The 11,728-nt window shown below is 71.0% G+C and carries 11 protein-coding genes; 5 read left to right on the top strand and 6 right to left on the bottom strand.

The features are described 5' to 3' along the window. Window positions 1-46 precede the first annotated feature (46 nt). On the top strand, window positions 47-1,552 hold the full coding sequence (locus LX14_RS10065; RefSeq protein ID WP_253647963.1) for an adenylate/guanylate cyclase domain-containing protein: 1,506 nt from the start codon (window positions 47-49) through the stop codon (window positions 1,550-1,552). Between the two features lie 21 nt (window positions 1,553-1,573). On the opposite strand, the gene LX14_RS10070 is transcribed toward LX14_RS10065, so the two are convergent. Both LX14_RS10070 and LX14_RS10075 read right to left on the bottom strand, forming a co-directional pair. Further along, window positions 1,574-3,181, bottom strand: a complete 1,608-nt coding sequence (locus LX14_RS10070; RefSeq protein ID WP_253647074.1) for a Na+/H+ antiporter — start codon at window positions 3,179-3,181, stop codon at window positions 1,574-1,576. A gap of 74 nt (window positions 3,182-3,255) precedes the next feature. Then, window positions 3,256-3,741, bottom strand: a complete 486-nt coding sequence (locus LX14_RS10075) for a MarR family winged helix-turn-helix transcriptional regulator (RefSeq protein WP_253647075.1) — start codon at window positions 3,739-3,741, stop codon at window positions 3,256-3,258. Between the two features lie 252 nt (window positions 3,742-3,993). On the opposite strand from LX14_RS10075, the gene LX14_RS10080 reads away from it, so the two are divergent. The 3 genes from LX14_RS10080 to LX14_RS10090 all read left to right on the top strand — a co-directional run bounded on the left by LX14_RS10080 (window position 3,994) and on the right by LX14_RS10090 (window position 6,672). Then, window positions 3,994-4,254 (top strand): UBP-type zinc finger domain-containing protein, encoded by a 261-nt coding sequence (locus tag LX14_RS10080; protein WP_253647964.1) that lies wholly within the window; start codon window positions 3,994-3,996, stop codon window positions 4,252-4,254. Window positions 4,255-4,569: 315 nt separating this feature from the next. Continuing rightward, a complete protein-coding gene (purT, locus tag LX14_RS10085) occupies window positions 4,570-6,192 on the top strand; it encodes a formate-dependent phosphoribosylglycinamide formyltransferase (protein WP_372505302.1) in 1,623 nt (540 codons plus the stop codon). Then, window positions 6,193-6,672, top strand: a complete 480-nt coding sequence (locus tag LX14_RS10090; RefSeq protein ID WP_253647076.1) for a DUF456 family protein — start codon at window positions 6,193-6,195, stop codon at window positions 6,670-6,672. It abuts the gene before it with no gap. A gap of 24 nt (window positions 6,673-6,696) precedes the next feature. Here the strand turns inward: LX14_RS10090 and LX14_RS10095 are convergent, their stop codons facing one another. Genes LX14_RS10095 through LX14_RS10105 form a run of 3 tightly spaced genes read right to left on the bottom strand, consistent with a single transcriptional unit; the run spans window position 6,697 to window position 9,628 of the window. Further along, on the bottom strand, window positions 6,697-7,476 hold the full coding sequence (locus LX14_RS10095; RefSeq protein ID WP_253647077.1) for an ABC transporter ATP-binding protein: 780 nt from the start codon (window positions 7,474-7,476) through the stop codon (window positions 6,697-6,699). Continuing rightward, window positions 7,473-8,504: a FecCD family ABC transporter permease gene (locus tag LX14_RS10100; protein WP_253647966.1), complete on the bottom strand. Its 1,032-nt coding sequence runs from the start codon at window positions 8,502-8,504 to the stop codon at window positions 7,473-7,475. The genes LX14_RS10095 and LX14_RS10100 overlap by 4 nt, the downstream gene beginning before the upstream one ends. Before the next feature lie 59 nt (window positions 8,505-8,563). Then, window positions 8,564-9,628: a FecCD family ABC transporter permease gene (locus LX14_RS10105; RefSeq protein ID WP_253647078.1), complete on the bottom strand. Its 1,065-nt coding sequence runs from the start codon at window positions 9,626-9,628 to the stop codon at window positions 8,564-8,566. A 135-nt stretch (window positions 9,629-9,763) separates the two neighbouring features. Between LX14_RS10105 and LX14_RS10110 the strand changes: the two genes are divergently transcribed. Further along, complete coding sequence (locus LX14_RS10110; protein ID WP_253647079.1) at window positions 9,764-10,165, top strand: hypothetical protein; 402 nt, start codon at window positions 9,764-9,766, stop codon at window positions 10,163-10,165. A gap of 122 nt (window positions 10,166-10,287) precedes the next feature. Here the strand turns inward: LX14_RS10110 and LX14_RS10115 are convergent, their stop codons facing one another. Further along, entirely contained in the window at window positions 10,288-11,673 is a 1,386-nt protein-coding gene (locus tag LX14_RS10115) for an FAD-dependent oxidoreductase (RefSeq protein ID WP_253647080.1), read from the bottom strand. Window positions 11,674-11,728: the final 55 nt, after the last annotated feature.

Genomic DNA, 11,728 nt, shown 5'->3' on the forward strand with positions numbered 1-11,728 from the left:
TGGGTGACGCGTGCGGCTGATCCGTCGCGACTACGACTACGGCTCGATGCTCCTGGGGTCGGTGAACGAGGGGCGCCGCCGGCAACGCGTCCGTATCCAGGTCCTGCTCACGCTGTCCATCGTGTTGTCGAACGCGATCGGGGCCATCATCGCGATCGTCCTGTCGAGCGTCGGCATCCCCGAGCCCAGCGTCTTCCACACGAAGTTCTGGTGGGTCAACTTCATCGCGCTGCCCGTGTACGTCGGGGGTGCGCTGGTGCTCGGCGCCCTGAGCGGGACGACGATCATCGTCCGCCAGTTGCGGTGGGCGATCCGCGACCAGGAGCCGACGCGCAAGGAGGCCCGCAGGGCCCGGTGGATCCCGTGGAAGCTGACCGCGCTGCAGGCCGCGTTCTGGATCGTCGCGGTCATCATGTTCACCATCTGCTACGGCGTTCTCGAGCCGATCCTCATCCCGAAGATCTTCTTCGTCGTCGGGCTCTCGGGCACGGTCGTCTGCGCCATCTCCTACCTCCTCAGCGAGTTCTCGCTGCGACCGATCGCGGCGCAGATCATCGCCGCCGACCCGCGCTCGGCCCGGCGCCGACGGGGAGCGCTGCGCACACGCGCGCTCATCTCCTGGTCCGTGGGGTCGGGCATACCGATCGTCGGCATGTTCCTCGTCGCCGGCTTCGGTCTGTTCCGGGACCAGACCAGCAAGACCGACGTGTTCGTCGGCATCACCGTCCTCGTCGGCATCGCGTTGTTCACCGGTCTTCTGCTCACCGTCCTGAACACCACGCACGTCATCGCGCCGGTGCGCAACGTCGCGTCGGGGATGACGAAGGTCAGCAAGGGCGACAACGACGTCTCCGTCGTCATCTTCGACGACACCGAACTGGGTGAGCTGCAGGCCGGGTTCAACTCGATGGTCGAGGGCCTGCGCGAGCGGGAACGACTGCAGGACCTGTTCGGTCGCCACGTCGGACGCGACGTGGCCGAGGCCGCCCTCTCCAGCGACCCCGAGCTCGGCGGCACCGAACGCACCGTCGCGGTGTTGTTCGTCGACGTGATCGGGTCGACCACGTTGGCGGCCGAGCGCGAACCGTCGGAGGTCGTCTCGATCCTCAACCGGTTCTTCGCCGTCATCGTGACCGAGGTGGAAGAGCGTCAGGGGCTCGTCAACAAGTTCGAGGGTGACGCGGTGCTCGCCGTGTTCGGTGCGCCGATCGATCTCGACGACGCGGCGGGGGCGGCGCTCGCCTCCGCGCGGGCGATCTCGACCCGGCTCGCCGAGGAGGTGCCCGAGCTGTCCGCGGGGATCGGCGTCGGATACGGCACCGTCGTCGCCGGCAACGTCGGTGCGATCCAGCGGTTCGAGTACACCGTCATCGGTGACGCGGTCAACGAGTCCGCGCGCCTGTCCGAGCTGGCCAAACGCGACCCCGCACACCCGCTGGCCAGCGGCGCGGCGGTGGAGGCGGCCCACGACGAGACCCATCACTGGGAACAGCTCGAGACGGTCACCCTGCGCGGGCGCACCAAGGAGACCGTGGTGCACGTCGCGCGCTGAGCGCCCCGGGACGCACCGAGCTCAGGACTGCGCGCGCCGCGCACCCCGATCGGACAGGCCCTCGGCCAGGTCGAGTTGGCGCAGGACGCGACGCAACACCTCGTCGTCGATGCGCCCGGCGTCGCGCTCGCCGATGAACACCTCCCGCTGGGTCTGCAGCAGCTCGGTGCGCAGACGGCTGAACACCATCGACGGGCTCTCGCCGATCTCCTCCTCGCCGCGACCGAGTTCCTCCCAGGCGAGGTTCTTGCGGGACTTCAGCCACCGCCGTAGGACGTGGACCTGGTCATCGATCGCCTCGGTCCTGGGGAGGTCGGCCGCGAGCTCGTCGAGACGGGCGCCCGCGGCGCGCCCCGCGCGATCCTGCGCGGCGGCCAGCGCGAGCAGGTCCGAGCGGCGCTCGTCGCCGGTGACGCCGAGCACCCGGATCAACCACGGCAACGACAGGCCCTGCAGCAACAGCGTGCCGACCACGACGACGAACGTGAGGAAGACGATCTCGTCACGGGCGGGGAACGGGTCCCCCGCGTCCGTGGTGAGCGGGATACCGAACGCCGCGGCGAGGCTCACCACGCCGCGCATCCCCGACCACGAGACGATGAACACCGCCGCCGGGGTCGGGGCCGATTCCTTCGCGCGTACCCGTCTCGACAGGATGCGTGGGAGGTACGTCGCCGGGTACATCCACAGGATGCGTACGACGATGACGGTGGTGAGGACGGCGACCGCGGTCCACACGATCGCGCCGAGCGAGTGGCCCCGCAGGCCCCGGATCACCTCCGGCAGCTGCAGACCGATGAGCAGGAACACGAACGACTCGAGCATCACGTCGATCGACTTCCACACCGCGTTGTCCTGCAGGCGCGTCGCGTACCCGTCCCGGGCCGAGCGCTGGCCGAGGTAGAGACCGACCACGACGACGGCGATCACACCGGAGGCGTGGACCTCCTCGGCGACGAAGTAGGCGGCGAACGGGATGACGATCCCGACCGCGGTCTCCATCGGGGGATCGGTGAGCCACAGGCGGATCCGGGAGACGACCACGCCGAAGACGAGTCCGACGACCACCCCGCCGATCGCGGCCACCAGGAACAGGACGATCCCGCCCCACGCGGTGGTGGTGGCACCGGCGGCGGCGCCGAGCGCCAGACGGTACGCGGTCAGGGCGGTCGCGTCGTTGAGGAGACTCTCCCCGCCGAGCAGCGTCGTGATCCGTCGCGGCAGGCCGAGACGACGGCCGATCGCCGTGGCGGACACGGCATCCGGCGGCGCGACGATCGCCCCGAGGACCAGGGCGGCGGCGAGCGGCAGCTGCGGCAGGGTCCAGTAGGCGACGAATCCCACCGCCGCGGCACTGGCGAGCGGCAGGGCGACGGCGAGCAGTCCGATGGCGCGGGCGTTGCGCCGCAACGCCACATACGAACTGTCCTGCGCGGCCGAGTACAGCAGCGGCGGGAGGATCACGAACAGGACGACGTCGGGGTCGAGCGCCAGCGTCGGGACCCGCGGGATGAAGCTGACGCCGAGCCCGATGACCACCAGGATCAGCGGCGAGGGCAACTGGTACCGACGTGCCAACGCCGCGACGCCGAGCGCGATGACGGCGACGACGATCAGGGAGGCATCCACGGTGACCTCTCGACACGGAGCGGGACGGCGGGACGAGAATACGTCGTCGCGCGTGCGGCGGGAGGTGTGAGTGTCTAGACCCCGGTGCCGTTGAGCGGAGCGGGCTCGGCGCCGGGGAGCGGCGAGTCGTCGTGCATGGCGTTCGTCAGCTGCTGGATGCTGCTGCGCAGCTCGGTGATCGCGTCCGTCGACAGGCGGGTGCGGCAGGCGACCGCGCCGGCGATGCGACTGCCGTCGAACTCCAGGTCGCGACCGGCCGCGGTGAGGCGCATGCGGTGCACCCGGCGGTCGGACGGGTCACGGTGACGCTCGACGAGTCCGGCCTTCACCAGACGGTCGAGGACGGGGGCCAGACCGTTCGCGGGGAGGTCGAGCCGTTCGGCCAGGGTGCCGACCGAGATGTCGTCGTCCTCCCAGAGCACGACCATGACCAGGAACTGCGGGTAGGTCAGCCCGATCTTCTCGAGCATGGGGCGGTACGCGCGGACTATGGTCGCGGACGCCGAGTAGAGCGCGAAGCACAGTTGATCGTCGAGCCGCAGGCTGGTGGTCTCACTCATGTCAATCTCCAGGTCTGCATCGGTGGCGGAGTCGTACGAGATCGCCTTGTTCTGGGATCGACCACGCCTGATATGTCTCACCCTACGGGCTTGTATGCAGAACGCACATGTGACCGGCCCCGCCCCGTGTCGTCCGGTGGGCCCGTGGCGTCGCGGATACGGGAGAATGACGACGTGCGTTCCATCAGGAGATCTGTGCGGCATCGACTCATCGGTGACCGCGACATCGAGCCACGACCCGACGACGACGGGCTGTGCACCCATCTGCGGGATGCCCCGGTGTCCTCCGGCGACGTCGACGCCGAACGGCTGTGCCAGGGGTGCGCCGAGGAGGGCGAGCAACACTGGGCCCATCTCCGGCAGTGCCTGAGCTGCGGCTACGTCGGTTGCTGTGATTCCAGCCCCCGTCGCCACGCCACCGCACATCACAAGTCGTCGCAGCATCCGGTGATGCGCTCCGCCGAACCCGGTGAGACGTGGCGCTGGTGCTACGTCGACGCCCAGATCGGTTGAGCGCCGATGACCCCTCCCGAGGAGCGCCCCGTGACCCCTGAGAGTTCCTCGAGCCCCGAGCGTCCCGGTCCCGCGCCGGTCGGCGAGCCGCGCCCCCAGCAGGGTGTCCCACCGCAGGGTGTCCCGCCGCGTCCCCGGCCGCCGGTGGGGCGTCCGATCCCGCCCGGACCGCCCGGAGCCCCCGGTCGTCCTGTGCCCCCGCCGCGCCCCGGCACCCCGGTTCCGCCCGGCCCGCCGGTCGGTGCCCGCCCCGGGCCGGGCCATCCCGTGCCACCCCGTCCGGGGCCCCGCCCACCCGCTCCGGCGCGACCGCCGGTGGGCCGCACCGTTGCGGGTCCGGCGCGGATCGGGACGCCGCTGTCGCCGTCGGCGACGCGCGTGATGCTCCTGGGCGCGGGTGAGCTCGGCAAGGAGGTGGTGATCGCGTTCCAGCGCCTCGGGGTCGAGGTCATCGCGGTCGACCGCTATCACAACGCACCGGGACACCAGGTCGCCCATCACGGCTTCGTCATGGACATGACCGACCCCGACGCGCTGCTCGCGCTCATCGTCGACCAGCGCCCGCATTACGTCGTCCCCGAGATCGAGGCCATCGCGACGAGCGCCCTCGAGGAGGCGGAGCGGCGGGGGATCACCGAGGTGATCCCGACCGCGCGGGCGACGGCGCTGACGATGAACCGTGAGGGCATCCGGCGTCTCGCCGACGAGCAGCTCGGACTGCCGACGTCGGCCTACGCCTTCGCCGACTCCGTCGAGCAACTCACCGAGGCGACCCGCCGCGTCGGGTTCCCCTGCCTGGTCAAGCCGGTGATGTCGTCGTCGGGGAAGGGGCAGTCCACGCTTCGCGGACCCGAGGACATCCAGACCGCCTGGGACACCGCCGTCTCCGGCGCCCGGGTGGCGGGCGGACGGGTCATCGTCGAGGGATTCGTCGACTTCGACTACGAGATCACCCTGCTCACCGTGCGTGCCGTCGATCCCTCGACCGGCCGGCTGACGACCCACTTCTGTGCGCCCATCGGGCACCGGCAGGAGCGCGGCGACTACGTCGAGAGCTGGCAGCCGCAGGCGATGAGCCCGGTCGCGCACGGAGCGGCGATGTCGATCGCCGCCCGCATCGCGACGGCCCTGGGCGACGGTGGTCTCGGTGGCCGCGGGGTGTTCGGCGTGGAGATGTTCGTCAAGGGTGAGGACGTCTATTTCAGCGAGGTCAGCCCTCGGCCCCACGACACCGGCCTGGTGACCCTGGGGACGCAACGACTCTCGGAGTTCGAGATGCACGCACGGGCGATCCTCGGGTTGCCCGTCGACGTCACGCTGGCGAGCCCGGGTGCGTCCGCGGTCATCTACGGCGGACTCGACGAGCCCGCCATCGCGTTCGAGAACGTCGCCGCGGCACTCGCGGTGCCGGAGACCGACATCCGCCTGTTCGGCAAGCCCGAGAGCTACACGCGTCGCCGGATGGGTGTGGTGGTGGCGACCGCCGACGACGTCGTCGAGGCGCGTCGGCGTGCACGTGACGCCGCGGCCGCGGTACGGCCGGTCAGCACAGCACCCGACCGCGGACCGCTGGGCGGTCCGATCCGACCGCAGGCCCCGGCGGCGAGCCCCGCCGAGCCCTCCGGGCCCACCACCGACCGCTTCCGGGAACGCAGCGTCCGCCCCGAACCCGCGGGCGACGACCGGTCTGCTGTCCCGGTCACCGGTGAGGAACCGGCCATCACCCCGGACGCGGACGCCGTGTCACCGTCGACGGCGATCTTCGACACCGCGGCGGCCGCCCGCGACGACGAGGCCGACACCGATCCCGTCGAGACCGACAGGGACGACGTCGGACGGGCCGGCACAGCCGAACCGACCGGCGCGGACGGCCCCGGCGGCGATCGGCCCGCCGGGGACCGCGCGGACACCGGGCGCGGCATCGGGCTGGAGAAGTAGATGCCGCTGTGGGGTGATCTCCTCGTCGCGCTGGTGATCGCCGTCGGTCTGGTCGGCACGGTGGTGCCGTTGCTGCCCGGTCCGTCGCTGGTGCTCGGTGCGATCGTCGTGTGGGCCGTCGTCGTCGGGGGATGGGCGTGGGCCGTCGTCGCGGTCGCGGCCGTGCTGATCGTCGGTGCGATGGGCCTGAAGTACGTCGTCGCCGGGTCGAGCTTGCGGCGATCCGGCATCGCCGACCGCACCATCGTCATCGGTGGTCTCGTCGGCATCGTGGGGTTCTTCGTCGTCCCGGTGATCGGGCTGCCGCTCGGGTTCCTGCTCGGTGCAGCTGCGTCGGAGTGGACCATCCGACGGGATCCGCGCGCGGCGGGTCGCGGGGCGATGGCGGCTGCGCGGGCCGCGCTCGTCGCGATCGGGATCGAACTCACCGCGTCGCTGTTCGCCTCGGGATCGTGGCTGATCGGGGCGGTCGCGCTCTGACCCGTCCCCGCCGACCGCAGTCGGTCAGCGGCCGAGGGGGACCACCAGGGGGCCGTCGGTGACGGGGTCGCGCACCACCATCGACCGCAGTCCGAACGCGCTCTCGAGCAGGTCCGGGGTGATGACGTCGTCGGGCGGTCCCTGGGCGAGCACGGCGCCGTCGCACATGACGACGATGTGATCGCTGTACCGCACAGCGAGATTCAGGTCGTGCAGGACCGTCACGACGGTCTTCCCGTGCTCGGAGCTCAGCGTCCGCACGAGGTCGAGGACGTCGATCGCATGGGCGAGGTCGAGGAAGGTGGTCGGCTCGTCGAGCAGGAGGACCTCGGTCTCCTGGGCGAGGACGAGCGCGATCCACACCCGCCGACGCTGCCCGCCCGACAGGGCGTCGACCGGACGATCTGCGAGGTCGGTGATGCCGGTGAGTTCCATCGCCCGGTCCACCGCGGCGTCGTCCTCGGGAGATGCCTGTCGGAACCACCGCTGGTGCGGGTGGCGCCCCCGTTCGATCAGCTCGACGACGGACAGCCCCGACGGGGCGACGGGGTCCTGCGGCAGCATCCCCATCACCTGGGCGAGGTCGCGGGGGCGACGGTCGGCGATGTCGGTCCCGTCGAGCCGCACCACCCCGGCGCGCGGCCGCAGCAGCCGCGACATCGAGCGGAGCAGCGTCGACTTGCCGCACCCGTTGGGTCCCACGATGGTGGTGACGACGTCGTCGGGGATGTCGAGCGACAGCCCGTCGAGGACGACGCGGTCGTCGTAGCCGACGGTGAGGTCGTGGACGGTCAGGCGGCTCATGCGGATGCCTTCCGGGACACGGCGATCATCAGGTAGATCAGGAACGGTCCACCGATGGCGGCGGTCACCACACCGACGGCCAGTCCGCCGGGCAGCACGCTGCGGCACAGCAGATCCGCGCCGGACACGAGCACCGCGCCGAACAGCCCGGACAGCACGGGCGGCGGGGACGGTGTGCCGCCGAGTCGCTGCGCGATCTGTGGGGCGAGCAGCGCGACGAAGGCGACCGGTCCCGCTGCGGCGACGGTGAGTGCCGAGACGACGACGGCGACGAGGAGCGCGATCACCCCGACAGCGTCGGCGCGGACCCCGAGCCCGCGGGCGAGATCGTCGCCGAGCGACAGCAACGACAGGCCGCGGGCGATCGAGGCGACCACCACCAGCCCGACGACGAGGGCGCCGGCGAGGCCGGCCACCGAGGTCCACGTGGCGGCGGAGACGGATCCGACGAGCCAGCGCTGGGCGCGCGCGACGTCGTTGATCTGGGCACGGGTCAGCCCGAAGGACACGATGGCCTGGAAGACCCAGGTGAGCGCGACGCCGACCAGCACGAGACGGAACGGGTCGATGCCGCCCCGCCATGCGAGCGCGTACATGAGGACCGCCCCGAGGAGACCGCCGAGCAGCGCGGCGACCGGGAGGCCGACGCCGGACAGCCATGCGCCCCAGGTGGATCCGAACGCGATGGTGACGACCGCGGCGGCACTCGCGCCGGCGGTGATGCCGAGGATGTCGGGGGTGGCCAGCGGGTTGCGGGCGACGGTCTGCGTGAGAGCGCCCGACAGTCCCAGGCCGAGCCCGACGAGGATCGCGAGGACCACCCGGGGAAGCCCGACGTCGAACACGACGACGTTCTCCACCCGGGTGCCCCCGCCCAGCAGGATGTGGATGACGTCGGCGGGTCCCAGCGGGAAGTCGCCGACACCGAGCCCCACCACGAGGACGGTCAGGGTGAGGACCACCGACGCGGCCGACGCGATGAGCAGACGCGGCCGGACGACGACGGCGACCGGCCCCACCCGCACCACGCGGCGGCGTCGGACCGGCGGGGTCGACGTGGGGCGGACGTCGGCGACCGCGGTGGCGGTCACACCGACGCCAGACGACGCGAGCGGACCAGGTGGATGAGCATTGGGGCGCCGACGACGGCCAGGACGATGCCGACCTGGATCTCGCCGGGGCGGGCGACGAGCCGACCGAGGACGTCGGACACGAGCAGCAGGATGGCGCCGACGAGGGCTGAGGCCGGGACGACCCACCGGTAGTCGGACCCGACGACCGCCCGCGCGAGATGCGGCGCCACGAGGCCCAGGAAGACGATCGGCCCGCACGCCGCCGTGGCCGCCCCGGACAGGACGGTGATCGCGAGGATGCCGACCACCCGCACCGTCGCGACGCGGGACCCGAGCGCGCGACTCATGTCCTCGCCGAGCGCCAGGACGTTGACGAAGAAGCCGCTGCCGACGGCCAGGACCAGGCCGACGACGATGAACGGCGCCGACGCTCCGATGACGTCGGCGCCGCGGCCGACGATCGATCCGACGTTCCAGAAACGCCAGGCGTCCAGTGATGCGGTGTCGACGAGGACGATGCCCGAGGTGATGGCGAGCAGCAGGGCCGACAGTCCGGTTCCCGCCAGCACCAACGTGATCGGGGAGGCGCCGCGTGTGGCGGCGGACGCCCCGAACACCGCGGTGGCCGCGAGCAGTGCGCCGACGAGCCCGAAGCCCATGTACTCGATCGGGGTCCCGATCCCCAGGGTGTAGACGCCGATCACGACCGCGCACGCGGCGCCGGCGTTCACCCCGAGCAGTCCCGGGTCGGCGAGGGGGTTGCGGGTGTGGGCCTGGGTCAGGGCGCCGGCGGCGCCCATCGCCAGGCCGACCATGATCCCGAGAACGGTCCGGGGCACCCGGAGATCGCGGACAATGCCGACGACGTCGCTCGAGCCCGTCCCCGACACCAGGGCGTCCCACACCTCACCGAGACCCAGCGCCCGCGACCCGAGAGCGACCGACGCCGCGGCGGCCACCAGGAGCAGTACGAGGCCCGCGGCCACCCACAGCAACGGACGGCGTCGTCGCGGCGGGACGGCCTCGGTTCGGCTCCGCGCTCGCGCGACCCCGGGCGAGGAGACGGTGGACGAGGACATCAGAGGGAAGGATACCCTTACTTCACGATTCGGTGACATTCGGTAACGAACCGCGGGCAAATGCGATGAAGTGGTCAGTGCGGTGTGACCCCCGACACCGCCCCCACCGATCGATCACGAGGAAGTGAGTTCGAGATGTCGAGTCGTGTACTCCGCCGCGCCGCCGCCGGAACCCTGGCCGCTGCCGCCATCGCCGCCACCGCTGGTGTCGCCGCCGCTCCCGCCAACGCCGCCACACCGCCGAACCTGCGCGTCACCGGCGTCGTGTTCTGCGACAAGACCAACTTCATCCCGACGTTGGTCCGGCAGATGACCGTGACGAACACCAGCGACACCTTCACGATGCGCAACGTCACGCTGCAGGAGATCCAGGGCCAGAAGCGCTTCGCCTCGACCCTCGGGCCCGGCAAGACGCTGCAGATCCGGACCACGCAGCCGGGATGCTTCCCGTCGTCCATCAGCGGCTACGCGATCTCCGACAACCGCGAGGACCTTCTGGACAACTACGGCTACTACTTCACCCTCGACAGGCTCTGACGGGTTCAGGCCTCCAGCCGCTCCACATACCGAAGGACGCTCCGGATACATCCGGAGCGTCCTTTCGTATGTGGAGCGAGAACCCTGCAGGTGGAGCGGAACCCTGGAGGTGGAGCGTCAGCTCAGCGCTGGACCTTGTCCGGCTCGGCGGCGGCCAGCATGTCCTCGCGCTCGACGACCTTCACGCGCTCGCGGCCCTCGGCCTCGCCCAGCTTCCGCTCGTGCTCGTCGAGGCGGTACCAGCCGTCCCACGTGGTGAACGGGACGCTGCGGCTCTCCAGCAGGGCGACGGCGTCGTCCTCACCGGGGGAGGTGGGCTCGTTGAGGAGCCCGTCCTTCATGTCGTTCAGGATGCACTCGACGGTCTCGTTCGCGTCGCCCTTGGTGTGGCCGATGAGACCGATCGGACCGCGCTTGACCCAGCCGGTCGTGTACAGACCGGTCAGGTGCCGGCCCTCGTCGAAGATGCGACCCGCCTCGTTGGGGATCACGCCGGCCTGCTCGTCGAACGGGATGGCGGGCAGGTTGTCCGACAGGTAGCCCACCGCGCGGTAGACCGCGCCGACCTCCCAGTCGGTGAACTTCCCGGTCGGCTTGACGTTGCCGGTGCCGTCGAGCTGGGTGCGCTCGGTGCGCAGTCCGACGACCTTGCCGTCCTCGCCGAGGATCTCCACCGGCGACTCGAAGAAGTGCAGGAACAGCTTATGCGGGCGGTCCCCCGCGTCGCGGATGGCGTAGTTCTCGATGATCGTCGCGACCTGGTCGGTGATCTTCGAACCGCGACGGGCCACGGCGGAGCCCTCGTCGTAGTCGATGTCCTCGGGGTCGACGACGACCTCGATGGTCGGCGAGTGGTCGAGCTCCTTGAGCTCCAGCGGCGTGAACTTCGCCTGCGCCGGTCCGCGACGACCGAACACGTGCACCTCGACGGCCTTGTTCGCCTTGAGGCCCTCGTAGACGTTCGGCGGGATCTCGGTGGGCAGCAGCTCGTCGCCGGTCTTGGCCAGGACGCGGGCCACGTCGAGGGCGACGTTGCCGACGCCGATGACCGCGACCTTCTCGGCCTCCAGCGGCCAGGTGCGGGAGAAGTCGGGGTGGCCGTCGTACCAGGCGACGAACTGCGCGGCGCCGTAGGAGCCGTCGAGGTCGACACCGGGGACGTCCATCAGACGGTCGTCGGTGGCGCCGGTGGAGAAGATGACCGCGTCGTAGAGCGACCGCAGGTCCTCGAGGGTGATGTCGGTGCCGTAGTCGACGTTGCCGAGCAGGCGGACCTGCGGCTTGTCGAGCACCTTGTGCAGCGCGGTGATGATGCCCTTGATGCGCGGGTGGTCCGGCGCGACGCCGTAGCGGATGAGGCCGAACGGTGCGGGCATCCGCTCGTACAGGTCGATGCTCACGCCACGCTCGGAGGCGGTGTCGGACTTCATCAGTGCATCGGCGGCGTAGATGCCGGCCGGTCCGGCGCCCACGATGGCGACCCGCAACGGGCGGTCCTGCGTACTCATGACTGGTACACCTTCTTCTCGGCCGGCAGAGGCGTCAACACGATCGACCCTCCAC

This window comes from Williamsia deligens, assembly GCF_024171765.1.
GTDB lineage: Bacteria > Actinomycetota > Actinomycetes > Mycobacteriales > Mycobacteriaceae > Williamsia_A > Williamsia_A deligens.